We start from the raw sequence: 24,038 nt of genomic DNA, 5'->3' as shown, positions 1-24,038 counted from the left end.
TTACAGTTGCGGGTCAGTAAGATCCTTTGGATGAAATAACTGCGGGAACCGTTTTCGCCAGAATTGCAACATCCTGACGCATGGACCACTGCTGAACATATAGCGTATCGTAGGAAACGCGCTGTTCATAAGTCGCGTCACTGCGTCCGCTGACCTGCCAAAGACCAGTGATGCCTGGTCGTGTCTGAAGATAGAGATTGGCTGCCGCCCCATACATCGCCAGTTCGTCCCGGACCACGGGACGAGGACCAACAAGGCTCATGTCGCCCATCAGCACGTTGATGATCTGTGGAAGCTCGTCGATGCTGTAAGCGCGCAGCACGGCTCCGATACGGGTGACACGGGGGTCATTGCGAAGTTTACGGCTGCGGAGCCACTCGTTTCGCTCATCTTGGTGGTTGGCCAGATACTCACCGAGAACGTCATCACCGTTTATTACCATGGACCGGAATTTCCAGCATTTAAATATCCGCCCGCCATGACCTACGCGCGAATGCCCATATAAGATCGGTCCCCGTGACGTTAGTTTCACGGCAAGTGCGGCCCAGAGAAACAAAGGTGCCAGAAGGACCAGTGCAATCAGCGCGACAGCCAGGTCGAGACCTCGCTTTGCAGGGCCACCAAGCACTGTGTCCGCGCGTGTAATTCCGGTTGCGATCGACGTTGATTCAGACAGACCCTCTTTGACGAGGTTTCTCAAACTAGTGGATGGCATGATCTAACTCCTGTATTCAGAATCGACGTTCGCTTTTCCATGCTCTACCGGCAATTTTGCAGACGCAGCATTTCATCTATGATTTTTCATAAATTGGCGAAAAGCTGCCATCGAATGTGGGAGCGTGATTCTGAATTGCTCATAAATCATGCGTTTGGCAGTCAGATTGCACATGCATAATGAATGTTTCTTGATATAAATCAAAGTTTTAACGTAACGGATGCCTTTTTACCGTTAAAGTGACGGAAACCCGCCGACACTTCGAAACTTCTTACTTACCGTTTAGGCAGAGTTACGCTTGAATCTGCACCGCAGCATTCCGATCCCTGCAAAGGGGGTTTTGCCTTGGTCGCATGATGGGACAATACTGACAGTTTTAGCGTCGAGCACGTGACGGGGACGGGTAAAACGCAGAACTTTGCAACGGTTTCCAATAGTCGGGCAATACCGCGTAGGTCAGGAGGCACAGCTTCCGCACTGCGCCGACCAAGCATGAACCTGGCGAAACGGTACTACACCAAAGCAGAGCCTTAGCTGCTCGCCGACAAAGCAGGCTGGAGCGCCACTCTGATTGCGTCAGGGACAAGCCGGAACTCGGTATCTTCCATAGAGAGGATACTGTCGGACATCGCCCTGACCGCGCCGCGGTCCAAGCCGTCCAAAAGACTGATCAGCGCTTTGGCGGACGGTTCCTCCACCACGAACCCAAGGGAATTCCGTGCAACCTTGTTTCCTGTCTCGGTCCCGGCCACCGCAATGGAAGGGCAACCGAACCAGCTTGCTTCATAAATTCGGTTAGGCAAAAGCCAATCGGAATTTGCGCCGCGCTGCCAGAGGTCCTGCGCCCAGACCAGATCGCACCGGCCATAAACCTCGGCCAAACCATCTGGATACTCGTACGGGCCAAAGTAACTGACGTTGTCGCGCCGGTCGATTTGTTCGTCGAAGTCCGGCAAAGCATGGCGATGGACATTGCCATGGATTTCTATGGCGACCCGATCTCCGAAATGATCGGCGGTTTCCATCAGGAGGTTCAGGCTTGGCGCGCAGCGGATCGATCCGACCCAACCGATCGTCAGGGGCGTATCGGACGATCTGCTGCGCCGCAACGGCGGGCGGGGAATCGGATATTCATCGAACCAGAGCTTGTTTTCCAGGATCGCATATTGCCCTTGGTAACCCTGTATCGCCTCGAAATAATGTCTCATGAAGCCCGGCGACGACACCAGCAGCAGTTGCACACGCGCCAACAATCGTCGTTCGCACCATCTCATCGCGGCCCCCACGGCGTCTGGGCGCGTGAACAGGCCGTGGATATCCAGGCATTCGTAAACCAAAGGCACATGACTCTGCCCGGTCATCCAACGCGTGATCCAGGCAATGATCAGCAGGTCGAAGTTGCGAGCGATGATAACGTCGGCTGTAGATAGCGCGTCGCGGCGTTGCATGACCCGGCAGATGCCGCGCAGGATGCCGATCATCCGTCTGCCATAACGCTCGTTCTGCATAAGACCCAGGTCGATGTTGGGCCAATCCGGAACAAACGCAGTGTTCATGTTTTCCCGTCGGAAGGAGGCAGAGCGAACACGATACCCCAACGTCCTGAAGCTTTTTAGACGCCTGATCTGCGACGATTCCGTCAGGTCGAAGGCAAAGACGAAGATTTCGGTCAACGGTTGGTCCTTGCGGGCACGTGCATCTGCGCCGTGTCACTACACACCTCCGTCCCCGGCCCGCCACGCCCCTGCGGATTTCCAGCGGAAGTTCGCCGCCACGCGAACAAGGTCGCCGGGCAGTTCGCAACCGCGCACTTATGCTCAAGTTTGGCGGTGAAGCCCGGTAGGTATCACCACGGCACGCCCCGGTGGCCATTCATTTGCGAACTGTATTGTCGACGCCGACGTCTTTCACGACCAAGCCCTCAGCCGATCAAGAGGCACGTATTGCCTAGCCCCGACCGATATACGGCATGGCCGATGCCATCACGGTCATAAAAGGTACGTTCACATCGAGTGGAAGTGACGCCATGTGCAGGACGGCTTCTGCGACGTGTCGCGCATCCATCACAGGCTCGACCTTTTCCGTCCCGTCGGCCTGCGGCACGCCGCGGGTCATCTTCTCGGCCATGTCGGTCAATGCGTTGCCGATGTCGATCTGCCCGCAGGCGATGCCGAAGCGGCGGCCGTCGAGCGATAACGTCCGGGTAAGGCCCGTCACAGCGTGTTTGGACAGGGTATAGGGCGCGGAGCCGGGGCGGGGTACATGCGCCGAGACCGAGCCGTTGTTGATGATGCGGCCGCCCTGCGGCGATTGTCGGCGCATCAGGCCGAAGGCCGCGCGCGCGGCGAGGAACGTGCCACCGACATTGACGTCGAGAACCTGACGCCATTCAGCTACGGAAATTTCGTCGATGGGACGAGAGGCCACGTTTGTGCCCGCATTGTTGAAAAGGACATCGAGGTGGCCCCATTCCGATTCAATACGCGCGAAGGCGGCGTCGAGCGCGTCCGGATCGGTCACGTCGCAGGGCAGGACCAGTGCATCGTCCGCATCGCCTGCGGTTTCGTGCAGAACATCGGCCCGTCGGCCCATGAGCGCCGTGCGCCAGCCCCGGTCCAGAAAGAGGCGTGCGGTCGCGCGGCCGATGCCGCTTCCGGCGCCGGTGACAAGGATGGTCTGGGTCATGGTATCTCGCTTGAATGAAGGGCGGTGTAAGGGTCAGTAGAACACGCCGACCAGCCATAACGGTACGGCGGGTATATAAGTGACGATCAGCAGGACAAACACGAGCACCGCGATGAATGGAAGGTTGGTCTTCGTCGTAGCCCAAACGTCGGTCCTGGCGATGGAGCAGGCGGTGACCAGCACGCTCGCCACCGGCGGCGTCTGCTGGCCCAGCGCGATGTTCAGCGTGAGCAGGATACCGAAATGGACGGGGTCGATGCCAAGTTGATTGACCAGCGGCATGAAGATCGGGACCGTCAGGATGATCGCAGCCGCACCGTGCAGCACCATACCCACGAAAAGCAGGAAAACATTGATTATCATCAGGACGAGGAATGGATTGTCGGTCAGCGTCGTGATGGATGCCGCCAGTTTCTGTGGCATCTGTGTCTCGGTCAGGTAGAGGCCTAGAACGGCGGAAGATGCCACAAGCAGCATCACCACCGACGTCTGAAGCACCCCGTCAACCAGCGCGTTGTAGAGCTTGCGCAGGTTCAGCTCGCGATAGACCAGCAGGCCGATGACAAGCGCCGCCAGCACGGCGAGTCCCGCGCCCTCGGTTGCGGTGACGACACCACCAAAGATGCCTCCAAGGATGATAACGGGAAGCATCAGCGCCCAGACAGCCTCGCGCGTGGCGCGGCCAAGGCGGGACAGCGAGAAGCTCTCTTCGCGCGGAAGATCATAGCGGACCGCGAAGTAATAGCACATTCCCATCAGCAGCGAGGCCCCCATCAGGCCGGGCACGATGCCCGCCACGAATAGCTGCACGATCGAAGTGTTCGACAGCGCGCCATAGAGGATCATCGGAATCGACGGTGGGATGATGATCGCCAGCGACGCGGAAGAGGAGGTGAGCGCCGCAGCGAAGCGTGGAGAATAGCCCTTGCGCTTCATCGCCGGGATCAGCACCGACCCGGTCGCCGCCACATCGGCTACGGCCGATCCCGAAATTTCGGCGAAGAAGAGCGATACTCCGACGTTCACCATCGCCAGTCCACCGCGCACGAACCCGATCAGAGCCGATACGAAGGCAATGAGCCTGGTCGAGATGCCGCCAGTATTCATCAACGCGCCTGCCAGAATGAACAACGGAATCGCGATCAATGGAAAGCTCGTCGCGCCGTCGAACAGAGACAGGGCGGCATTCAGGAACCCCGGTGTTCCGTTCAGAAGCCAGACGCCGATCAGAGCGCTGGCAAGGATGGATACCGCGATGGGCAGGCCGATGGCGATCATTACGAACATCGACAGGAGTACGAAGGCTTCGGTCACGATCCGCGCCCCGAGCGCGATAGCTCTGCCTCGGCCCGCGCGATTTCCAGCGCGATCTCCTCACTCTCGGGATCTGCGCCCGCGCGCACGGATATCAGGCGTTCCGGCAGTGTCAGGAGGCGGGCCAGCAGCATAAGCACCGCCGCGACCGGCAGGATTCCCTGCACCAAGGTGCGCGGCACGAATCGAAGAGTGGTCATCGTCTCGGATCCAAAGAAGTCCAGAATTGCCCATCCTCCCCAGGCAACGATTCCGAAGGTGGTGAGGAAGATCACCTCGACCAGCCAGAAAAGACCCATGCGGAACGGTCCCGGAAGTCCGAACAGCAGGCCGTTGAAGCCCAGGTGCGCATTGCGCAGGACGGCCAGCGCCGCACCCGTGAAGGTGATCCAGGCCAGTAGAACGGAAGAGACTTCATCGTACCAGATCAGCGACGATCCTGAATAGCGGAAGCCGACACCTAACAGGACGATGCAGGCCAGCGTGACGATCATCGCCAACGTCGTTGCCTGCAACCCGAGATCGAGCGTTCGGATGGCCAGATTGCGCATGTGGGACGCTCCAGTGCGGGAAGGGGGCGGCGCGCAGATACGTCGCGCCGCCCGATTTCGTCAGATCCGGGTCAGGACCCGTCAACGAGTGCCAAAGCCTCGTCGATCATGGCTTGCCCGTTCTCGACCTCGGTCGCGAACTTCTCATAGATCGGCTTGGAGGCATCGACGAAGGCAGCGCGATCAGCAACGTTCACCACCATCCCTGCATCCTTGAGTTTTGTCAGAAGCTCTTCGTCCTGGCTCGCACCCTGTTCGCGCGCCCAAACGGCGACTTCCTGCGCCGTTTCGGTCAGGATCGACTGGATCTCCGGGTCCAGCTTGGCGAATGTCTCTACGCCAACGGTAGGATAGGCGGGCGAATACACGTGGCCGGTCATCGAAAGGTACTCCTGCACCTCTTCGAACTTGGCACCCGCAATGTTGGTCAACGGATTTTCCTGTCCATCGATGACACCGGTTTGCAAGGCCACGAATACCTCGGAGAATGCCATTGGCGTCGGGTTGGCCCCCCAGGCCTCGAACATGGAAACGCGCCAAGAGGAGTTGGGCGTCCGGATCTTCAAACCCTCCAGATCGGCGGGCACATTGATCGGGCGCTCGTTGTTGGTGATCTGGCGAAACCCGTTTTCCCACACGGCGAGCGGGCGGTATCCCTTGGCCTCGGCCGCAGGGACGAGGGTATCGCTGAACAGCGTCTCATCCATCCGCGCCAGATGCTCCCGGTCGGCCACAAGAAACGGCAGATCGAAAATGGCATATTCCGGCGCGATTTCCGGCATGATGGAAGACGGCAAGGTCAGATGCATCGTTCCCAGTCGAATTTTCTGGAGCATGTCCTTGTCCTTGCCCAGCTGCGAACTGTCGAAGACCTTGACCTCCCCCAGATCGCCCAGCTTCTCGTTGGCGCGGCGCTGAAATTCGTAGGCCGATTGCCCTTGCAAAGAGTTTGGCGTGGCGGAGATGCCGAAGATGATCTCCTGCTGAGCCGCTGCCGCGCCGCCCCATGCGATTGCCAGCGCGACCAGCGCGCTCAGGTTCATCGTTTTCATTTCATCCTCCCTGAATGATCTGTTGTGGTCGGCGCTCGCCGACAGTCCTAGCTCCCGGCAATGGCTTTGGTGGTGCCGGTCTTCCCAGCGGCCCAGTTTGGCCGCTTCGTCAGCGCCGCCCGCAAATCTGCGCGCGCCGCGTCGTCGGTGCCCCTCTGCGTGGTGCGCCCCGCAAGACGTCGGCCAAGCGACAGCGCTGCCAGTGTCGCACCCGTATCGGCGATGCCCTGTCCGGCGATATCATAGGCCGTGCCATGCGCCGGCGTGACGATGGGAAAGCCATAACCCGCTATCAGCGTTACTCCGCGGTCGAAACCGATCAGCTTCATCGCGATCTGGCCCTGATCGTGGAACATCGTCAGCACCGCATCGAATTCGCCCTTCAGCGCGCGCACGAACACGGTGTCCGATGGCACGGGGCCAGTTACCGCCATCTGATGCGCCCTTGCGCGCTCGACGGCCGGGAGGATGATGTCTTCGTCCTCCGTCCCGAAGTTGCGCCCGTCGCCCGCATGGGGGTTAAGGGCTGCGACACCGATGCGTGGCCGTTCGAAGCCTGCATCCTGCATCACCTCCACGGTCAGTTGCAGGCTGTCGAAGATACGGTCCGCGTTCAATATCCCGGCCACGTCACGCAGAGGGATATGCGACGTCACGCGGGCATTCCAGACCTCGTCCAGCACGTTGAATTCCCGCCCCGACCGGGGCGCGTCCAGCACCGCGTCGACGAAGCCGATTTCGTCGACGTAGTCTGACTTGGCCATGCGCATCGCGGCCTTGTTGAAGGGAGTGAATGCAACGGCATCCGCCAGTCCCGCTTTCGCCGTCAGAAGGGCCGCGCGGAAATTCTCGAGGGCGGCGGCCCCGGACGACGCGGTAGCTGTGCCGATCATTGCATCGTCGGGATCGAAGGTGCTCAGATCAATCAATGCGTTACCGTCGATGGGGGCGACCAGGGCATCGAGGCCAATGACCGGCAGGTCAAGCGTTACACCTGCTTGGCGTGCACCCAGTTCCAAGGCGCGCCGATCACCGAAAACAAGGATGTCCGTTCCCTCGCGGGCGTCGGACAGAACGCGGGCCGCCAGTTCCAGACCGATGCCGCCCGCATCGCCAAGCGCCATCGCAATTCGTCGGCTGTCAGTCATAGGTCGCTCCGTTTGTATACAAAATACATAAATGATCTCGAATGACAAGTGGGATGCTGATAAGGGCAGGATAGGATCAGGAGATTACATTGCCCGACAATCATCGAACCCCGATCCAGACCATTCAGAAGCGGAGCTTGCATGATCAGGCCGTGGAGCAGATCCGTGATCTGATTATCGAGGGTCACCTGGAGCCTGGACACCGTATTGATGAAGCTGCACTTACGACCGAACTCGGCATCTCCCGCACTCCGTTCCGCGAAGCTCTGCGAACTCTTGCAGCGGAAGGATTGATCGAGATCCGTCCCTCACGGGGCAGCCGGGTAAGGAAGCTTTCCACCGAGGAAGTCCATGGTCTTCTTGAGCTGCAAGCCCATCTGGAAAGCCTGGCTGGTCGCCTCGCATGCGAGCGCGCTACAGATGCGGAGATTACCGGACTGCTCGACCTGCATGATCGGATGATCGTCCTCTACGAGGCCCGTGACCGGCTCCCGTATTATAAGTTGAACCAGGAGTTTCATACACGCCTTGCCGAAGTCGCCGGCAACAGTGTGCTGGCGGAAACGCAACGGAGCCTGCAGGCACGACTCAAACGTATCCGCTTCATCGGCAATCGTCGGCCGGACTTTTGGTCTGCCGCAGTGCACGAGCATGCAGAGATGGCCGAGGCACTGCGCGCAAGAGATGGCAGTCGGCTCGCCGAGACAATGGAACGGCACCTGAAGAACACCTGGGACCGCGTCCGCAATGTCATCAGCTCCGAAGACAGGTGAAAGCGAGTTGCTACAAGCTCCAATGTCAGACGCTGCAAAAAACGAGCGCTGGACTGTTCACAGAGCGGAAGCTGAGCCAGCTGACTATTGTCAGCAACCTTCGGAACCGGAGGCGAACGTGTCGGATGCCTGGTTGCTTTCGAAGACTGATCGGCGATGACAGGTTTCGTCGGGCCTATGTCCCGCTACGTCTGGATAAAAGTTTCCGAATTTGTCCTTGCCCCCCATGTTCGGCGCAAATAGACGGGTCGGCGGAGACGTGGCCGAGTGGTCGAAGGCGCTCCCCTGCTAAGGGAGTAGGCCCGGAAGGGTCTCGAGGGTTCGAATCCCTTCGTCTCCGCCACTTGCACATCGCAAACCCGAGACGAGGCCCCAGCGTGGGCCTTTTTTCTTTTTGTTTCAAAGGGGTTTAGCGAGGCCATCCGACTTTCGGAGACTGGTCGTTTGGTCGAAATCAGTCTCTGAACGCCCGGCGTCTCTTTCCATGCGCCCTTCACTCAGATCAAGACGGATTCAAAACTGAACGTCTTTTCAGGTGCTTGCCGAAAATGGGTTGCGCCGCAGTTGAAGCAGGGTCGACCGCTGTCAATGCGAACAGAGACACCGGAAGGCGGCGTGGTTGTGCGCGTTGGTGCGAACGACCACGAGAAGTCTCTGATGACAAAGAGACTTTCCGCTCATAGCCTGGCGGCATGTCGAATGGGCCCTGGACAGATGAAGAAAACGATCTGATCGTCGCAGATTACTTTGCGATGTTGGCCGATGACGTTGCTGGGCACCGCTATAACAAGGCTGAGCATCGACGGGCGCTTATGCCATTGTTGAAAGATCGGTCCGAGGGATCGGTCGAGTTCAAACATCAGAACATCAGCGCCGTGCTGAAGGGGCTCGGTGAGGACTGGATCCCGGGCTACAAGCCAGCGTTCAATTTCCAGATGACACTGGTTGATGCCGTGGCGCGCTGGCTGGCGCTGAACCCGGCGTGGCTCGGCCGCCGTTCGGGTGCAGGAGCGCCGACCGGCCTGGCCGAAGCCGCGCCAATCTGGATCGGGCCGCCGCCCACGTTGTCGAACCAGCCGCCGCCGCAGGAGCTGGAGCAGATGCTGCACATCGCCCAAAAATTCGATGTCGCAGCGAGAGACGAGCGAAACCGCACCCTCGGCCGTGCCGGTGAGGAACGCGTGCTGGCGCACGAACGTGCAGCCCTGAAATCAGCGGGTCGCGACGACCTCGCGCGCAAGGTCAGGTGGGTGTCGGAGGAGGATGGCGATGGTGCCGGCTACGATATAGCCAGCTTCGCGACGGATGGCCGCCCGCGCCTGATCGAGGTGAAAACGACGAATGGCTGGGAACGCACGCCTTTCCACATCAGCCGGAATGAACTGGCCGTCGCCGAGGAGCGGCGTTCGGAATGGTCCCTGTTTCGGCTCTGGAATTTCGCACGTGAGCCGAAGGCGTTCGAGCTGCACCCGCCGCTGGACGCGCATGTCTCGCTGACGGCAACGTCCTTTCAGGCGAGTTTTCATTGAAGGTCAGCGAAACGTTCGCTCAGCCTGTTTTTGCCAAGCATCCCCCGCCAGAAAGCACAGATCGTAGAGGCTGACCGCCGACGTCTCCCGACCGCAGGTCAGGCGTTTAAGAACCTCGGGTGCAAGATAGGCGAGGCGTAATTGGCGGCTGACATGGCGTTCGGCCAGACCGACGGCTTCGGCCAGTTCCTGAATTGTGGCGAACTCGCCTGCTTCCATGCGACGACGCCAGCTCCATGCGCGGCCGATGGCACGCAGGATGTGGGGATCCTGCGCTTGATCCGCGCTCGGGCCATGGTCGGCGGGAGGCAGGATCTTCGGTCGCCCGTTTTTCTTGCGTACCTTGAGAGGGATCAGAATGCGGATGGTGTCATTGGAATTGGTCATTCGGCGGCCTCTATCTCGCGCGGGGCGAACATCTCGCGGATGACCCCGGCGATGCCCTCGCGCCGGATATCGACCTCGAGCCCGGCGGCCGTTACCGTGATGCGCCGAACAAGTAGTTGAACAATTCGGGCTTGCTCGGCGGGGAAGAGTTGGGTCCAGAGGGTGTCGAACTCGTGGAGCGCGCCCAAGGCGTCGGCTTCGGAGATATTGGCGGTGATGGCTTTCAGCGCCGACAACACCTGCGTTACGACCTCTGGCGTTTGCAGGATCCGGCGGATTTCGGTCATCACTGCCTCCTCGACCATCCCAGCGGCCAGCCGCGTGGGCGCGGTCTCGTCGCCGGTATCTTTGTTCCGGATCACGTCCATGGACACATAGTAGCGGTAAAGTTTTGGGCCTTTCTTCGTGGTGGTGGGCGTCATGGCCGCACCGGTTTCGGAGAATATTAACCCCTTGAGCAGCGCCGGTGTCTGCGCGCGGGTGTTGTTGGCGCGTTTTCGGGGACTCTCTTGCAGGATGGCGTGGGCGCGATCCCAGAGGGCCTCGTCGATGATGGCATCGTGCTCGCCGGGATAGGATTTTCCCTTGTGGACGGCTTCACCGCGATAAACGCGGTTCTTGAGCAGCCGGTACAGATAGCCCTTGTCGATCAGCGTGCCTTGTTTGTTACGGGCCCCTTTGCGACGGAGCTCTCGCGCCAGCATGCTGGCGGATCCAAGTTCGACAAAGCGCTCAAACATCTGCCGCACCTGCGCGGCCTCGGTGTCGTTCACGATGAGCTTGCGGTCGACGACATCGTATCCGAGGGGGACGTAGCCCCCCATCCACATGCCCTTCTTCCGGGAGGCGGCGACCTTGTCGCGGATCCGCTCGGCTGTGACCTCACGCTCGAACTGAGCAAAACTGAGCAGGATGTTCAGTGTCAGCCGCCCCATGGACGTTGTCGTGTTGAAGGACTGGGTCACTGACACGAAGGTAACGCCATGCCGGTCGAAAAGCTCGACCAGCTTCGAAAAATCCATCAGCGCACGGCTGAGGCGGTCGATCTTGTAGACCACGATCACATCAACGAGACCGTCCGCGACGTCGGCGATCAGCTGTTTCAACGCAGGGCGGTCCAGTGTGCCGCCGGAGAACCCGCCGTCGTCGTAACGCTCGCGCAGACAGGCCCAGCCCTCGGAGCGCTGGCTTGCGATATAGGCCTGGCAGGCCTCGCGCTGCGCATCGAGGCTGTTGAACTCCATGTCGAGCCCTTCCTCGGTAGACTTGCGGGTATAGATCGCACAGCGCAGGCGGCGGTTTGGGCGCGAGTTGCTATCCATGGTCAAATCTCCCGCGAACGGGTCTGCAGCCCGAAAAAGCGGTAGCCGTTCCACCGCGTTCCGGTGATTTCGCGGGCGATGCCGGAGAGCGATTTGTACTTGCGGCCCTGCCAATCGAACCCGTTTTTCAAAACGGTCACTGTATGCTCGACGCCGTTCCATTCGCGGATGAGCTGCGTGCCCGGGACGGGATTGCGAGGATCCGTGATCTGATGTTTGCGGCGCGCGATCCCTTCGACCTCATCGGCGAGCAGATCGAGCATGCGCCGCGTTTCGCGATCTGGCCCGCCATAGGTCAGTTCCTGAATGCGATAGGCGAGCCGACCCTCCAGAAATGCGCGGCTGTTGTTGGGCGCTGAGCTTCCCATCAGGGTTTCCCACTGAGCTTTCAATTCCTTGACGGACAGGGTTTTTAACGCGGCCAGACGCGACAGGACCGTTTGATCCAGGCTGGCATCCTGACCCGGCGTGGGTGGTGCTATCTTACTCTGATGCTTCATCAATTCCTCCGATGCGGATACGTTTCCTGCGACGACCACCGCTCTTTCGGGGCGGTAAGTCCACGAAACGGTCTCCGGTTTCGGCAGATAAAGAGCTGGACTTCGCGGCCAGAACACGCACCAGGCCACCAGCGAGGATGCGGCCGATTTCTTCGATGCGCGCCTCAGGCGACATGCGCTCAGGGCATAGGGGATTGGGCCCGGAAATCGGGTCGTCTGGATCGAGTGACATGGCGACTTTTCGCGATTGAGTTGATGCCCGAATGGTATCGCGAAATCAGGAAAGCACAAGTAAATCAATAATTTGTGGAACGCTTCGACCTGTGCGAAGAGCCGCGCAAATCTGCGTATGCGCTTTGTCAGCTCACTGCTCGCCCTAACCGGGCCTCACGGCGAATCACCGCCCTGAACCGCCCATGAATTTGTCGAACGTATCGACGGTAGCTTCTTCCTCGAGCTCGGCCATCTCCCAACGCGAGGGCGCCTGGTCGGGATAGAGGAGCAATGAGATCGACATTTCATTGCCCGGCGAGAACACCGTCATCTCGCGGACCGGTTCGTTGCCTAGCCAGACCCCGGCCGGATGCTCAACGCCATGGCGACCTGTGTCCCAATCGGCTTCTCGCGCCGCCAATGATGCTGCTGGCAATTCCGTCACGATTTGGCGTGCCCGGTAGAAGATCCCGGACTTCAACAACGGTTCGCTGGACCACGCCCAGTCGATGAAGCCTTCCTTGCCAACCACGATCATCGCGCGCTTTTCGGTGATCGTCATCCATTTCAGGATCGCGGCTGTGAGCGACACGGCATATCGATCTGCGAGTTCGGTCATCACGTCGATGTCGACGATCCGTCCTTTGATCTGTTCGCGGAAATCGTCGAACGGCATCAGCAGGTAGGAGGCGAAGGTGTTTGCCTCCCCCTCAATCTTGTTCCGGGCCTCATCCCAATCGGCCATGTTACGGCTGGTGCATTCCAGCCCACGTGGGTTGGCGTTTCGGTGGAGGAGGTAGTGCCCCAGCTCATGGGCCAGCGTGAAGTTGCGCCGCCCCGACGACCGGATGGTCTCGTTGTAGACAATGCCCCACTCGCCGGAGCCGCTAGGATGCGGCATCAGCATGCCTTCGACGCCCTTGGACAGCGCAAGCCCCTTCACGATGGTGATCGGCGCGTCCGGAAACACCTGACGCGAGAAATCCTGCGCGAGCGCGGCCACGTCGATGGGGAACCGCGGCAGCCCGTGCACCGCCTGATGCACGGACAGGATTTTCGTCAGGCGGTTGGCCCAGCTCTGAGGCGTCGTCGGCAGGCTCAATCCTTCTTCCCCCACATATCGATCATCTGGTTGATTTTCTGTTGGTCTTCGGGATCGAGCTTGCTGAACTTGCGGAAGAATGCCTCTTTCAGAACCTCGTCGCCGGGCTCCTCGCTGTCATCGAGCAGGTAATCGGTCGTGACCTCCAGTGCCTGGGCAATGCGGGTCAGCTTTTCGCCGGACGGTTTTCGGGTATCACGGTTCTCGAGTTCCCAAAGATAGCTTTTGCTGGACTCGGTCAGCGCCGCGAGCTTGTCGAGGGAGTATCCCTTCTCCTTGCGGTGGCGCTTGATCTTGGCGCCGAGGGACGTGGTCATTGTATCATCCTTGGTTTCCTTGGTCAGAGGACGTTTGTTCGATATGCCGAACAAAATTATGCCGCGCAAGTAGACCTGACGCTTTGTTCGGTATATATCGAACATGATCGTATCGCATATTCGCGATTCTGTCGTCCTCCTCCCTCCCAGGCTTAGAAAGGCCACATCATGACAGCGATTGCTTCCTTCCTCCGCAAAACCCCGATTCCCCGGCTGCAGGACTATTTTACCGCAGGCGGCTTCACCTCCCTTCCTCCGGTCGACTGGACCAAACCCGAGCCGGAGGTTGTTGAGCCTTTGATCAAGGCCGTCGACGACATGGACGAGGCTGAAAAGCAACGCGTCATCCTTGATGCTGGACGTGTTGCGGCCCTCGCAGATGAGCCCGGACAGAATGCCTTGCAGAATGTCGTGCTGGATCGCTCGACCTTCGACACGCTAGAGGGCCCCAACAATCGGTCACTCTGGGTGTTCTTGAACGAGGCAGACCGGTTCCGGCTGGCCGAAGAGGTCCGCTACAACGACGAGCGTCGGCGCGGTCGGTCCTGGAGCGGCTTCGGTGTCGATGAAGGTCTGGATGTAAAGAATGACCCGATCTCGATTGCTGCCTTCACTGCCGCGATCCGTGAACGGTTCGAAACACCCAATGTGCATGTCGACATCTTCGATCGCCACCGGGTGATCCTCGACGGTGAAGAATGCGAACTCGTTCAGGTGGCCGTCTACCGCGAAGGCCGCCCCGAGGACATGTTGGGTTTCGATGCCGACAGCACCTTGTCACGTCGCATCGTCAAGCCCGTGTTCGAGGCTGCGCTGACCTATGAGGCGGCGACCGGCGTGATTGAGGTCGTGGCCAAGACGCGCGAGGATCGCATGGATCTGACGCGTTTCATGGCGCGTGATCTGCTCGGCATTACTATTGACGAAAAGCAACAGCTGCCGCTGCGGGAATATGATCTCAGCATGCTCGCGCAGCCGTTCGATTTTCCGACCGACCCGGCAGACGGGATCGCCGGCGTGACCGTCAAGGAACTGCGGTTGATGGATCTCGGCGATGCGAAAGAGCGCATCACGCTGGAGTCCATGTCCGGCGCGGACCGGACGATCTGGCAGATGGCAGAGCATCGCATTGGTCTGGACATCGGCGGCGGTTCCTTCGTCCACGGGATTACCGGTGAGGTGCCGGAATGGGTGATCACCCGGGCGCGCTTCACAATCAAGTTCCACCCCGGTCCCTCCGGCGGGCGCGGCAAGTCTCTGTCTCTGACCGTGACCATGCCGCATGGCTGCAACCTGAAGGACATGACGCCGCAAGAGCGCCTGATCGGCGAGAAGTACCTGCGGCTCTGGGGCATCCTGAAAGATGACAACGACGAAGGCGACGTCCTTGAGTAAGCGTGCGATCGACCTTCTGCTGCGGGCAATGGAAGCCCGCAGCGCGTCTCTTCAGGTATCGGCGCTGCACCAGGTCTCGCGCGCTGCGACAGACGCATTGTTGAAGGCCAACCTGCTGGTTCCGAACGGGCATGTCCCGGTCGTTGCGGGTATGGATGACTACGAAGATGAGCCGTTTGAGGCGACCTGGTTGGCCGAGCTGAAATCATTTGGCTATCACGACAGCATTGGCCGATGGATCACTGTGACCGATCAGGACATCGCGGCGTGCAGGGTCGACTATGGTCTGGCCCTCGCCAAGATGCTGGTGGCGTTCGAGCGTGCCGGGCCCTCCCGTCCGACATCTTTGATTGCCGATCTCATCTGGGATGTGGGCACCATCAAGCTTGCCGGCGCAAAGGCCCCGGTGCCCGTCTGGTTTGCCCGGCGACTCAGTGATCCGCGTGTCTGGGCGCAGCTTGAGACGCTGATCGCACGCAAGCCGCCGCACGAAATCCGCATCATCCTTACATCGACGCCCGGTGGGCGAATCCCAGAGACCTCCCAGAAGCGAAATCACATCATCAGTGTTGCGGATGTCGAGGGTGATCTGGCCAAGCTCGCAATCTCACCGCAGATCCTCGGTGCGCGGGTGTTCCCCGGGCAAGCGCAGCGTCGTTTCCCGATCGACCATTCGGATGACTACGGCATCGTCTGGCTGCGAGATGAATCCCTCACCTTCGGCAGCGATAAACAGCGGCAACTCTTGGGGCTGTTGTTTGACGCCTATTGGTCAGGTTCGCCGGTTTGCCGAACGGCGGTCGTTCTTTTCGAGGCGGGCTACGGGGACAGCACGAACGCGTTCTCCAAGGTTTTCAGCGGTCGCGACGACTGGCGCTCATTCATCAAATACAGCCACGGAAACTGTTGGATCGAGCCCTGATGTGACCATGCAACGCCGTTTCAAAGGCCGTCCGAAAGGGCGGCCTTTTGCTTTTTGTCACCTTCCTACCGGCTTTCCTACCGGTGCCCTCCCTCAGCCCTACCGCCCCCTCCGCGATGTTGGTCCCGCAACTGTTCGCACAATCCCCAAGGAGGTTCACATGGCGACAAGGCACCTTTCCCAGATCGAGCTGGCGGCTCGCTGGAACATCTCACACCGCACGCTGGAGCGTTGGCGGTGGACGGGCGAAGGCCCAAAATTCATCAAGCTCGGCGGCCGCGTTATCTACCGCCTCGAAGATGTCGAAGCATTCGAGGCCGAGCAGATCCGCGGCGCAGACGGCGAACCCCATCGCCCGATGTCGGCGTAAGGGGGCTGCAATGACCATCCCTAACCACATCACCCTCGCGGATATTCCCGCCATGCCCGTCGGCGAGATCGCCGCGCTTCCCGCAGAGCAACTGGTGCTGCTGCAAGAGGCGGCACAGCAAGACTTTCAGCGGGCCAAAACGGTGTCCGACTGGCTCGATGGCGCAATCGCGCTGAAATACGCTGACCGGGCAGCGGAGTGCCGCCGCGACGCGGGCAAAGATACCGGCACGGTTCGCATCAACGATGGCAATGTCACCGTGACCGCTGATCTCCCCAAACGCATTGATTGGGACCAGGCGTTGCTTGCGCAGATCGCGGAGAACATTGCCACGGCAGGTGAGGATCCGGCGGAGTTCATCGAAACCACGCTGAAGGTGTCGGAACGCAAATATGCGGCCCTTCCTGAAAACTGGCGCAAGGGCTTCGAGCCCGCGCGTACGGTCCGCACCGGAAAGCCGAAATTCCGCCTGGTACTGAAAGAGGAGGCGCGCTGATGGCCATTTCTCTCGCTTCTCTGCGCACAACATCGGTGCTTCAGCCGCCGCGCATCCTGATCCACGGCGTGGCGGGGGTGGGCAAATCCACCTTCGCGGCCGATGCCGACCGGCCTGTCTTCCTAATGACCGAGGATGGTCTTGGCAAATTGCAGGTCCCGCATTTCCCGCTCGCGACCAGCTATGCGGAGGTGGCCGAGGCCCTCGATGCACTGCTGAACGAAGACCACGATTTCGGCACAGTCGTCATCGACAGCGTCGACTGGTTGGAGCCGCTGATCTGGGCCGAGGCCTGCAAACGCAACGGCTGGACCTCTATCGAGACGCCGGGCTTCGGCAAGGGCTATGCCGAGGCGCTGACCATCTGGCGTGAGTATCTCGACAAGCTCAGCGCGCTGCGGGACCGCAAAGGTATGGTGGTCATTCAGATCGCCCATACCGACATCAAGCGCTTCGACAGCCCCGAGCACGAGCCCTACGACCGCTATGTGATCAAGCTACAGACCCGCGCCTCGGCGCTGCTGCAGGAGCATTCGGACGTGGTGCTCTTCGCCAACTATCAGATCTCGGTCGCGAAATCCGATGTCGGCTTCAACAAGAAGGTGACCCGGGCGCTCGGGTCCGGTGCGCGCGTCATGCACACCGAAGAGCGCCCCGCCTTCCTCGCCAAGAACCGTTACGGCCTGCCGGACACCCTGCCGCTTTCGTGGTCGGAGTTCCTTGCAGCCATGCCGCAGCCTGAATAATCCAGAAAGGACAATACCATGGCACGTTTCGATACGTCCTTTGACGCGACCGGCGTCGAACCCACCACCGCCTACGAGGTTCTGCCCGCAGGCAAGTATCGCGCCCAGATCGTCGAAAGCGAGATGCGCGTGACCCGCAACGGCATGGGCCAATTCCTGTGGCTGATGCTCGATATCCTGGAGGGCGAGCACAAGGGTCGGAAGATCTTCGACCAGCTGAACCTGGTGAACCCGAACCCGACCACGGTGGAAATCGCGCAGCGGACCTTGTCGGCGATCTGTCACGCCACCGGCAAGATGCAGGTCAGCGACAGTGAGGAGCTGCATCTGATCCCGATGACCATCCAGGTGACGGTCAAACCGCCCAAGAACGGCTACGGCGAGAGCAACGGCATCCGCTACCTGCTGCCCGAGCCCAGAGCGGCGGTCCAGCAAGCTGCGACACCGCCTAATGGCGGGAACGCCTCCACGCCGCCTGCAAAAATGGCCTCCGCGCCTTGGAACAAGAAGGGCTGAGCCTTCGCGCTGCCCTGCGCCCTGACTGACGGGGCAGCGCGCAACCCCACCTGAGGATATTTCCATGACTGACATGACCAACGCAGCCCCTGCGGCTGTGAACACCCCCGGCGTGCCTGAACATCAACGGCGTCTTATCGAACTCGACGACGATATCGCCAAGATTCGCACCCAGATCGCGACCGCTGATCTGGCGCGCCAGCGCGGGGCGAGGCCAATCGACCCGGACTGGTTCCACCGGGCTCGCACGGCCCTGCGCCACCTGTGCCGCGAGCGCGCGGAACTACTCGCCCAGGGCACCGGCCGCCGTCGCCGTGAAAAGCTGAAGGATGCGCTGATCGGCATCCTGCGGGAACGCCATGACCCCGAGGCTTGGGATGGCATTCTGGCAGAGGCTCAGGCGAGAGCCGAACGGGAGGGTCTGTGATGGCAGAGCTTCCCGAAGCCCCCACGCCGACGCTGACGGCGATCTATGCCGATTACGAGGCCCGCCAGGGCGATGGTTTCCGCGATCACCTCGGGGCGTCGATCATCGGCAAATCCTGTGCCCGGGCGCTCTGGTATGATTTCCGCTGGATCACGCCCGCGCGCCATTCCGGCCGTCTGCTGCGCCTCTTTGAGACGGGTCAGCTGGAGGAGGACCGGCTCGTGCGCAACCTGCGTACCACCGGGGCGACCGTGCTTGAGGTCGACCCTGAGACCGGTCGTCAGTTCCGGGTCGAAGCCCATGGCGGGCATTTCGGCGGCTCGCTCGACGGTGTAGCCCTCGGTCTCCTCGAGGCGCCAAAGACCTGGCATGTGCTGGAGTTCAAGACCCACTCGGTCAAGAGCTTCAACGAGTTGGTCGCCAAGGGCGTCGTTCTGGCGAAACCTCAGCACGCCGCGCAGATGCAGATCTACATGCACCTGACGGGCATCACGCGCGCCCTCTATGTCGCGGTCTGCAAAGACACCGACGCGCTGCACATCGAGCGCATCGAGGCGGACCGTGCCATGGCCGAACGGCTGTTGGACAAGGCCGGTCGGGTCATATTCGCCCAGCATCCGCCCGCGCGGATCAGCGCGGACCCGGCCTGGTTCGAATGCAGGTTCTGCGATCATCATGCGGCCTGCCATGAAGGCGGTGGCGCGGCGGTGACCTGCCGGTCCTGCCTGCATGCGACGCCCGTCGACAGCGGTTGGCACTGTGCGCGGCACGACCGGATGCTGGCGCCTTCCGAGCAACGCGCCGCCTGCGGCCGCCATCTCTTTATCCCCGACCTCATCCCGGGCGAGATCACCGATGCGGGCGACGATGTCGTCACCTACCGCATGGCTGATGGCTCGACCTGGACCAATGACGCTCGTTTCCCTGAGGCCGCGCCATGCTGACCCTGCGACCCTATCAAGAAGCCGCGATCACCGCGATCTACGGCTATTTCCAGACCCACACCGGCAATCCGTTGGTGGTGATCCCGACTGCGAGCGGCAAGTCGCTCGTCATGGCCTCCTTCATCGAGGGGGTACTGAAGGCCTGGCCCGACCAGCGGATCCTGATCGTGACCCATGTCCGCGAGCTGATCGCGCAGAACCATGCCGAGATGATCGGCCTCTGGCCCGATGCCCCGGCGGGCATCTATTCGGCGGGCCTCGGCAAGCGCGAGGCTCAGGCGCAGATTCTGTTCGCGGGCATCCAGTCAATCCACCGCCGCGCCGCCGAGATCGGCCATACCGATCTGGTGCTGATCGACGAGGCGCATCTGATCCCCGGCAAGTCGAGCACCATGTATCGGCGCTTCCTCGACGCGCTGAAGGCGATCAACCCCGCGCTCAAGGTGATCGGGCTGACCGCCACGCCGTTCCGGCTCGACTGCGGGATGCTGCACGAGGGGCAGAACGCGCTCTTCACCGACATCGCCTATGAGGCCCCGGTCCGCGAACTGATCGATGCGGGGTATCTGAGCCCTCTGGTCTCGAAGCAGCCCGCCACCCGGCTGGATGTCTCGAAGGTGGGCACCCGCGCTGGCGATTTCATTGCACGCGATCTGGCGGCGGCGGTCGACCAAGACGCCATCACCCGTGCGGCCGTCACCGAGATCATCGAGCATGGCCGCGACCGGAAATCCTGGCTGGCCTTCTGCTCGGGCGTCGAGCACGCGCTCCATGTGGCCGAGGAATTCGGCCGCCAGGGCATCAGCTGCCGCACGATCTTTGGCGACACGCCGAAAGACGAGCGCGATGGGATCCTTGCCGCCTTCAAGCGCGGCGAAATCCGGGCGCTGGCCTCGATGGGCGTACTGACCACCGGCTTCAACGCGCCAGGGGTCGACCTGATCGCGCTCCTGCGTCCCACGCAATCGGCCGGGCTCTATGTGCAGATGGTCGGGCGCGGCACCCGCCTCGCGCCGGGCAAGGAGAACTGCCTGGTGCTGGACTTCGCGGGCAATGTCCGCCGCCACGGACCGATCGATCTAGTGCGGCCCAAGCGCCCCGGTGAGGGCGGCGGGGGCGAGGCACCGACCAAGGTCTGCCCGGAGTGCGACAGCATCATCGCGCTCTCGGCGACCGAATGCCCGGATTGCGGCTATGTGTTCCCACCGCGTGAGGTGAAGATTGCGCCGACCGCAGCCACTTTGCCCGTCCTGTCGCCCAAGGCACCGCAATGGGTCGCCGTGAGCAACCTGTCCTACAGCCGTCATGACAAGCGGGGCGGTCGGCCCTCGCTGAAAGTGACGTATAGCTGCGGGCTCACGACCTATCAGGAGTGGATCTGCTTCGAGCATCAGGGCTACGCGCGGCGAAAGGCAGAAGACTGGTGGCGCAAGCGTGCGCCCGGTCAGCCCGTGCCGCGCAGTGTGAACGAGGCCCTGACGCTATCCCGCAGCTTGGCACGTCCCAGCCACATCTCGGTCCGTCCGTCGGGCCGCTATTTCGAGATCACCGATTACAGGTTTGACCCATGCACGCATTCCACAACGGCCTCTGCGCCGTCTGCCACCGGCAACCTCGTGGGCTTGGCTGGTTCGACCCTGTCTTCCCCGTTTCGGACCCGCGGCGAGACCAAAGCCGCAAGCCCCTCTGTAGCCGGACGTGCCAGGACATCTGCCATGGGAGGAAGGGTATGATCGATCCCACACCCAACGAGACCGAGGCGATGACTGTCGGCGGCCAAGAAGGCGGAGCTTTTCTGGAGAGCATCGGCAAATCCGATCTCGCGACCTTGAGCGCGACCGAATGGGATCAGTTCATTGATGTCGTGGTCACCGGCTATTGCGATCACCTGCGCGAGCTTGCCGCGCGGGATCGCACCCGGCTCGACGGCATGGTGCCGGAGGTGCCTTTCTGATGCAGAGCTCCTCTCACATGGCGCGCTACGGCGCGCGGCTTGTCACCAATGGCTACGCCATTCTGCCCATTGCGCCGGGAACAAAAAAGCCTGGCCGTTTCCAACGCGGTGCTTGGGTAGATTACCCAGAATGGAATCGCCATGCCGCGCGCCCCACGACCGAGGTTGAAGTCGCGACATGGTCTTCCTGGCCTGATTGCGGTGTCGGGCTCGTCGGTGGTGCGGTTGCCGCCATCGACATCGACATCGCCGAGGATGCAGAGCTCGCCTTGAAGATCGAAAAGCTGGCGCGCGATCGCCTTGGTGACACACCGGCGCTGCGCATCGGACGCGCCCCCAAGCGTTTGCTGGTCTATCGCGCGGCAGAGCCGTTTCGTGGCATCAAACGCCATCCGCTCGAGGTGCTCTGTCTCGGACAACAGTTTCTGGCCTACGCCAACCATCCCGACACGGGCGCACCCTATGCTTGGCCCGAGGAAGGTCTGGCTGACCTCGATATCTCCGACCTCCCGGCAATCACGGTCGATGAGGCGTTGGCATTTCTGGAGGCGGCTCAGGCAATGCTTCCAGACGCGGTTCGCCACCGCGGGTTCGCGGTGACGCCCTCAGCGCACCCACATCTCACCGGGCACAGCCAGACAGGCACGCTGCCGGCGATTCAAGCGGCTCTCGAATGGCTGCCGAATGCCGAGCTTGATTACGACAGTTGGATGCGGATCGGCATGGCGCTTAAAGGCGCGCTTGGCGATGACGGCGAGGATGTCTTCGCGCAATGGTCGGCACAGGCCGCAAAGGATGTACCGGCGACCACGCTCAAGACCTGGACAAGCTTCAGACCGGACCGGATCGGCGCGGGGTCGATCTATCATCTCGCCCTGGAGCGCGGCTGGAAGCCCGACGCCTCGCTGCGCCTTGACGGATCCACGGACTGCGTGGAAACGCACCCCGCTGCAGGGCTGTTGTCACAGTTGGGCAGCCCATCTGAGCCCGACGCGGAGACGGACGATCACGCCGCCTACACGCTACACATGCCGGACGGGCTGGTCGGGGATCTGACCGCCTACATGCTGTCGACCGCGCGGCGACCGCAGCCGCTTCTGTCACTCGGGGCAAGCCTCTGTGCCATCGGCGCGCTCATGGGGCGGAACTACCGGACCGAAAGCAATCTGCGCTCAAACCTCTATATCGTCGGCATCGCCGATAGCGGGTCGGGCAAGAACCACGCGCGGGAAATCATCAATGAGGTGTTCTTTGAAGCCGGGCTCGCCCATCACCTCGGCGGCAACAAGATCGCCTCGGGGGCAGGCCTCCTGACGGCGTTGCACCGCCAGCCCGCGATCTTGTTTCAGATCGACGAGTTCGGCATGTTCCTGTCGGCCGCGGCGGATCGCAAGCGCAGCCCGCGCCACATCACCGAGATCCTCGACAACATGACCGAGCTCTACACGGCGGCTGGCGGGGTGTTCCTGGGGGCCGAATACGCCAACCGGGACGGCTCGAATGACAGGCGCGACATCAACCAACCCTGTCTCTGTGTCTATGGCACGACGACACCCCTTCATTTCTGGGGCGCGCTGCAGGGCGCGAATGTCGTGGATGGATCGCTCGCCCGGTTTCTCATCCTGCCCAGCGACGAGGATTACCCCGACGAAAACCTCGCTGCCGGTATTCGGCAAACACCCTCCGCGTTGATCCACGGGCTCAAGACCCTGGCGGCCGGGGGCGGTCTGCAAAGCGGCAATCTCACCGGAATGACCCCGGGCCAGACAACAGCGGTGAACCCCATCACGGTGCCGATGTCAGACGAGGCCAAAGCCCGTTTCAAGGAGTTGAGCGGCACGCTGACAGAGGAATTGCGGGCGGCGCGGGGCACGGCGTTCACCGCGATCCTTGCCCGGATCGGAGAAAATGCACTGAAGCTTTCGCTCATCGTCGCCGTCGGTCGCGATCCGGCACGACCCATAATCGATCTCGGCGCGGCGGAATGGGCCATCGGTTTCGTGCGGAACTTCGCAGCCAGAACCATGGAAGCCATCGAGCGGCACGTGGCCGATACCGAAACAGAGGCCCATCTGAAGCGGCTGAAAGAGATCATCCGCACGGCCGGTGCCAAGGGCATCACCAAATCCGAGATCACCCGGGCTTCCCAATGGCTGAAGGCGCGGGATCGGGACGAGATCCTGCTGACTTTGATCGAAAGCGGCGACATCACCACAGGCATGAGGGACACCGGGGGGCGCCGGGCCATGGTGTATCGGCTATCCGGCTAGCGGGTGAGCTTCTTTCAAACGCGGGCTTTCTTCAATTGAAGGAAGTGAAGGGTCAAGCGCCTGAAAACATGAGCGGATTTACCTTCCTTCACTTCTTTCAATCTTTCAAGAGGTGCCTTGTATGTATGTGTTCTCGCGCGCGCGGTTGGAAATAGGATGACGCACACCATGAAATAATTGAAATATTGAAAGAAGGTATATTACCTATACAGAACAGAGGCTTAAAGCTTGACTTCTTTCAAGCTGCTCGCCTGAAGAAACTGAAAGAAGTGCCGGGCGGATCATTCGCCCAGCACCTGACATGACCAGACCACCCTTCGGGGCCTGGCGAGACCGCAGCCTTCACCGGCCAGCCCTCTCGCCGCGTCCAGCACATCGAAGAGGAGGTCG

Annotated in this window: 25 protein-coding genes and 1 tRNA gene; 14 read left to right on the top strand and 12 right to left on the bottom strand. The window is 61.1% G+C overall.

Annotated features, from left to right (window positions below; all coding sequences use genetic code 11):
* Nucleotides 1–13 precede the first annotated feature (13 nt).
* The 7 genes from AC13C2_RS07610 to AC13C2_RS07580 form a co-directional block, all read right to left on the bottom strand.
* On the bottom strand, nucleotides 14–715 hold the full coding sequence (locus tag AC13C2_RS07610; protein WP_482886405.1) for a sugar transferase: 702 nt from the start codon (nucleotides 713–715) through the stop codon (nucleotides 14–16).
* Nucleotides 716–1,245: 530 nt separating this feature from the next.
* Nucleotides 1,246–2,196 carry a glycosyltransferase gene (locus AC13C2_RS07605; protein WP_482886404.1) on the bottom strand — a complete coding sequence of 317 codons (951 nt, stop codon included), beginning with the start codon at nucleotides 2,194–2,196 and terminating at the stop codon, nucleotides 1,246–1,248.
* A 466-nt stretch (nucleotides 2,197–2,662) separates the two neighbouring features.
* The gene (locus AC13C2_RS07600) at nucleotides 2,663–3,400 is read right to left on the bottom strand and encodes an SDR family oxidoreductase (protein ID WP_092764778.1); all 738 of its coding nucleotides are present in this window, start codon (nucleotides 3,398–3,400) and stop codon (nucleotides 2,663–2,665) included.
* A gap of 33 nt (nucleotides 3,401–3,433) precedes the next feature.
* Nucleotides 3,434–4,714: a TRAP transporter large permease gene (locus tag AC13C2_RS07595; RefSeq protein ID WP_092764776.1), complete on the bottom strand. Its 1,281-nt coding sequence runs from the start codon at nucleotides 4,712–4,714 to the stop codon at nucleotides 3,434–3,436.
* Nucleotides 4,711–5,265, bottom strand: coding sequence for a TRAP transporter small permease (locus AC13C2_RS07590; RefSeq protein WP_482886403.1), 555 nt, complete (start codon nucleotides 5,263–5,265; stop codon nucleotides 4,711–4,713). The genes AC13C2_RS07595 and AC13C2_RS07590 overlap by 4 nt, the downstream gene beginning before the upstream one ends.
* 71 nt (nucleotides 5,266–5,336) lie before the next feature.
* A complete protein-coding gene (locus AC13C2_RS07585; protein ID WP_482886402.1) occupies nucleotides 5,337–6,317 on the bottom strand; it encodes a TRAP transporter substrate-binding protein in 981 nt (326 codons plus the stop codon).
* Nucleotides 6,318–6,364: 47 nt separating this feature from the next.
* Nucleotides 6,365–7,465 (bottom strand): 4-hydroxythreonine-4-phosphate dehydrogenase PdxA, encoded by a 1,101-nt coding sequence (locus AC13C2_RS07580; protein ID WP_482886401.1) that lies wholly within the window; start codon nucleotides 7,463–7,465, stop codon nucleotides 6,365–6,367.
* A gap of 89 nt (nucleotides 7,466–7,554) precedes the next feature.
* On the opposite strand from AC13C2_RS07580, the gene AC13C2_RS07575 reads away from it, so the two are divergent.
* The 3 genes from AC13C2_RS07575 (at nucleotide 7,555) to AC13C2_RS07565 (ending at nucleotide 9,767) form a co-directional block, all read left to right on the top strand.
* A complete protein-coding gene (locus AC13C2_RS07575) occupies nucleotides 7,555–8,238 on the top strand; it encodes a GntR family transcriptional regulator (protein ID WP_482886400.1) in 684 nt (227 codons plus the stop codon).
* Between the two features lie 253 nt (nucleotides 8,239–8,491).
* A tRNA-Ser gene (locus AC13C2_RS07570) sits at nucleotides 8,492–8,581 on the top strand.
* A 349-nt stretch (nucleotides 8,582–8,930) separates the two neighbouring features.
* Entirely contained in the window at nucleotides 8,931–9,767 is an 837-nt protein-coding gene (locus AC13C2_RS07565; protein ID WP_474522095.1) for a protein NO VEIN domain-containing protein, read from the top strand.
* 3 nt (nucleotides 9,768–9,770) lie between these two features.
* Here the strand turns inward: AC13C2_RS07565 and AC13C2_RS07560 are convergent, their stop codons facing one another.
* The 5 genes from AC13C2_RS07560 to AC13C2_RS07540 form a co-directional block, all read right to left on the bottom strand.
* Nucleotides 9,771–10,154 carry a hypothetical protein gene (locus tag AC13C2_RS07560; protein WP_474522096.1) on the bottom strand — a complete coding sequence of 128 codons (384 nt, stop codon included), beginning with the start codon at nucleotides 10,152–10,154 and terminating at the stop codon, nucleotides 9,771–9,773.
* Nucleotides 10,151–11,476, bottom strand: coding sequence for a recombinase family protein (locus tag AC13C2_RS07555; protein WP_474522097.1), 1,326 nt, complete (start codon nucleotides 11,474–11,476; stop codon nucleotides 10,151–10,153). The genes AC13C2_RS07560 and AC13C2_RS07555 overlap by 4 nt, the downstream gene beginning before the upstream one ends.
* Before the next feature lie 2 nt (nucleotides 11,477–11,478).
* Nucleotides 11,479–11,976 carry a DUF2924 domain-containing protein gene (locus AC13C2_RS07550; RefSeq protein ID WP_474522098.1) on the bottom strand — a complete coding sequence of 166 codons (498 nt, stop codon included), beginning with the start codon at nucleotides 11,974–11,976 and terminating at the stop codon, nucleotides 11,479–11,481.
* 397 nt (nucleotides 11,977–12,373) lie between these two features.
* Entirely contained in the window at nucleotides 12,374–13,291 is a 918-nt protein-coding gene (locus tag AC13C2_RS07545) for an ImmA/IrrE family metallo-endopeptidase (RefSeq protein ID WP_474522100.1), read from the bottom strand.
* A complete protein-coding gene (locus AC13C2_RS07540) occupies nucleotides 13,288–13,608 on the bottom strand; it encodes a helix-turn-helix domain-containing protein (protein WP_474522101.1) in 321 nt (106 codons plus the stop codon). Before AC13C2_RS07540 ends, AC13C2_RS07545 begins: the two co-directional genes overlap by 4 nt.
* Nucleotides 13,609–13,776: 168 nt before the next feature.
* On the opposite strand from AC13C2_RS07540, the gene AC13C2_RS07535 reads away from it, so the two are divergent.
* The 11 genes from AC13C2_RS07535 to AC13C2_RS07485 all read left to right on the top strand — a co-directional run bounded on the left by AC13C2_RS07535 (nucleotide 13,777) and on the right by AC13C2_RS07485 (nucleotide 23,648).
* Nucleotides 13,777–15,003: a hypothetical protein gene (locus AC13C2_RS07535; RefSeq protein ID WP_474522102.1), complete on the top strand. Its 1,227-nt coding sequence runs from the start codon at nucleotides 13,777–13,779 to the stop codon at nucleotides 15,001–15,003.
* Nucleotides 14,996–15,925: a hypothetical protein gene (locus tag AC13C2_RS07530; protein WP_474522103.1), complete on the top strand. Its 930-nt coding sequence runs from the start codon at nucleotides 14,996–14,998 to the stop codon at nucleotides 15,923–15,925. The genes AC13C2_RS07535 and AC13C2_RS07530 overlap by 8 nt, the downstream gene beginning before the upstream one ends.
* 160 nt (nucleotides 15,926–16,085) lie before the next feature.
* Nucleotides 16,086–16,295 (top strand): helix-turn-helix transcriptional regulator, encoded by a 210-nt coding sequence (locus AC13C2_RS07525; RefSeq protein WP_036175309.1) that lies wholly within the window; start codon nucleotides 16,086–16,088, stop codon nucleotides 16,293–16,295.
* A 52-nt stretch (nucleotides 16,296–16,347) separates the two neighbouring features.
* Complete coding sequence (locus AC13C2_RS07520) at nucleotides 16,348–16,791, top strand: hypothetical protein (RefSeq protein WP_474522104.1); 444 nt, start codon at nucleotides 16,348–16,350, stop codon at nucleotides 16,789–16,791.
* The gene (locus tag AC13C2_RS07515; protein ID WP_474522105.1) at nucleotides 16,791–17,537 is read left to right on the top strand and encodes an ATP-binding protein; all 747 of its coding nucleotides are present in this window, start codon (nucleotides 16,791–16,793) and stop codon (nucleotides 17,535–17,537) included. The genes AC13C2_RS07520 and AC13C2_RS07515 overlap by 1 nt, the downstream gene beginning before the upstream one ends.
* Before the next feature lie 18 nt (nucleotides 17,538–17,555).
* Entirely contained in the window at nucleotides 17,556–18,053 is a 498-nt protein-coding gene (locus AC13C2_RS07510) for a DUF669 domain-containing protein (RefSeq protein WP_474522106.1), read from the top strand.
* A gap of 64 nt (nucleotides 18,054–18,117) precedes the next feature.
* A complete protein-coding gene (locus tag AC13C2_RS07505) occupies nucleotides 18,118–18,480 on the top strand; it encodes a hypothetical protein (RefSeq protein WP_474522107.1) in 363 nt (120 codons plus the stop codon).
* On the top strand, nucleotides 18,480–19,424 hold the full coding sequence (locus AC13C2_RS07500; protein WP_474522108.1) for a PD-(D/E)XK nuclease family protein: 945 nt from the start codon (nucleotides 18,480–18,482) through the stop codon (nucleotides 19,422–19,424). The genes AC13C2_RS07505 and AC13C2_RS07500 overlap by 1 nt, the downstream gene beginning before the upstream one ends.
* Entirely contained in the window at nucleotides 19,418–21,157 is a 1,740-nt protein-coding gene (locus AC13C2_RS07495; protein ID WP_482886399.1) for a DEAD/DEAH box helicase, read from the top strand. Before AC13C2_RS07500 ends, AC13C2_RS07495 begins: the two co-directional genes overlap by 7 nt.
* On the top strand, nucleotides 21,154–21,378 hold the full coding sequence (locus AC13C2_RS07490) for a DUF6511 domain-containing protein (protein ID WP_127657537.1): 225 nt from the start codon (nucleotides 21,154–21,156) through the stop codon (nucleotides 21,376–21,378). The genes AC13C2_RS07495 and AC13C2_RS07490 overlap by 4 nt, the downstream gene beginning before the upstream one ends.
* Nucleotides 21,378–23,648: a PriCT-2 domain-containing protein gene (locus AC13C2_RS07485; protein WP_474522110.1), complete on the top strand. Its 2,271-nt coding sequence runs from the start codon at nucleotides 21,378–21,380 to the stop codon at nucleotides 23,646–23,648. The genes AC13C2_RS07490 and AC13C2_RS07485 overlap by 1 nt, the downstream gene beginning before the upstream one ends.
* Nucleotides 23,649–24,038: the final 390 nt, after the last annotated feature.

This window comes from Jannaschia sp. L-14R (assembly GCF_056857695.1).
Note: the sequence above shows the minus strand (reverse complement) of the source record. Positions and strands in the feature narration are given on the sequence as shown.

Bases quoted from the DNA above. Each gene is read 5' to 3' on its own strand.
- AC13C2_RS07495 (WP_482886399.1), top strand. From the start codon at position 19,418: ATGCTGACCCTGCGACCCTATCAAGAAGCCGCGATCACCGCGATCTAC.
- AC13C2_RS07535 (WP_474522102.1), top strand. From the start codon at position 13,777: ATGACAGCGATTGCTTCCTTCCTCCGCAAAACCCCGATTCCCCGGCTG.
- AC13C2_RS07565 (WP_474522095.1), top strand. From the start codon at position 8,931: ATGTCGAATGGGCCCTGGACAGATGAAGAAAACGATCTGATCGTCGCA.
- AC13C2_RS07525 (WP_036175309.1), top strand. From the start codon at position 16,086: ATGGCGACAAGGCACCTTTCCCAGATCGAGCTGGCGGCTCGCTGGAAC.
- AC13C2_RS07540 (WP_474522101.1), bottom strand. From the start codon at position 13,608: ATGACCACGTCCCTCGGCGCCAAGATCAAGCGCCACCGCAAGGAGAAG.
- AC13C2_RS07580 (WP_482886401.1), bottom strand. From the start codon at position 7,465: ATGACTGACAGCCGACGAATTGCGATGGCGCTTGGCGATGCGGGCGGC.
- AC13C2_RS07485 (WP_474522110.1), top strand. From the start codon at position 21,378: ATGCAGAGCTCCTCTCACATGGCGCGCTACGGCGCGCGGCTTGTCACC.
- AC13C2_RS07585 (WP_482886402.1), bottom strand. From the start codon at position 6,317: ATGAAAACGATGAACCTGAGCGCGCTGGTCGCGCTGGCAATCGCATGG.
- AC13C2_RS07605 (WP_482886404.1), bottom strand. From the start codon at position 2,196: ATGATCGGCATCCTGCGCGGCATCTGCCGGGTCATGCAACGCCGCGAC.
- AC13C2_RS07515 (WP_474522105.1), top strand. From the start codon at position 16,791: ATGGCCATTTCTCTCGCTTCTCTGCGCACAACATCGGTGCTTCAGCCG.
- AC13C2_RS07610 (WP_482886405.1), bottom strand. From the start codon at position 715: ATGCCATCCACTAGTTTGAGAAACCTCGTCAAAGAGGGTCTGTCTGAA.
- AC13C2_RS07505 (WP_474522107.1), top strand. From the start codon at position 18,118: ATGACTGACATGACCAACGCAGCCCCTGCGGCTGTGAACACCCCCGGC.
- AC13C2_RS07600 (WP_092764778.1), bottom strand. From the start codon at position 3,400: ATGACCCAGACCATCCTTGTCACCGGCGCCGGAAGCGGCATCGGCCGC.
- AC13C2_RS07490 (WP_127657537.1), top strand. From the start codon at position 21,154: ATGATCGATCCCACACCCAACGAGACCGAGGCGATGACTGTCGGCGGC.
- AC13C2_RS07555 (WP_474522097.1), bottom strand. From the start codon at position 11,476: ATGGATAGCAACTCGCGCCCAAACCGCCGCCTGCGCTGTGCGATCTAT.
- AC13C2_RS07550 (WP_474522098.1), bottom strand. From the start codon at position 11,976: ATGAAGCATCAGAGTAAGATAGCACCACCCACGCCGGGTCAGGATGCC.
- AC13C2_RS07560 (WP_474522096.1), bottom strand. From the start codon at position 10,154: ATGACCAATTCCAATGACACCATCCGCATTCTGATCCCTCTCAAGGTA.
- AC13C2_RS07520 (WP_474522104.1), top strand. From the start codon at position 16,348: ATGCCCGTCGGCGAGATCGCCGCGCTTCCCGCAGAGCAACTGGTGCTG.
- AC13C2_RS07590 (WP_482886403.1), bottom strand. From the start codon at position 5,265: ATGCGCAATCTGGCCATCCGAACGCTCGATCTCGGGTTGCAGGCAACG.
- AC13C2_RS07500 (WP_474522108.1), top strand. From the start codon at position 18,480: ATGGCAGAGCTTCCCGAAGCCCCCACGCCGACGCTGACGGCGATCTAT.
- AC13C2_RS07510 (WP_474522106.1), top strand. From the start codon at position 17,556: ATGGCACGTTTCGATACGTCCTTTGACGCGACCGGCGTCGAACCCACC.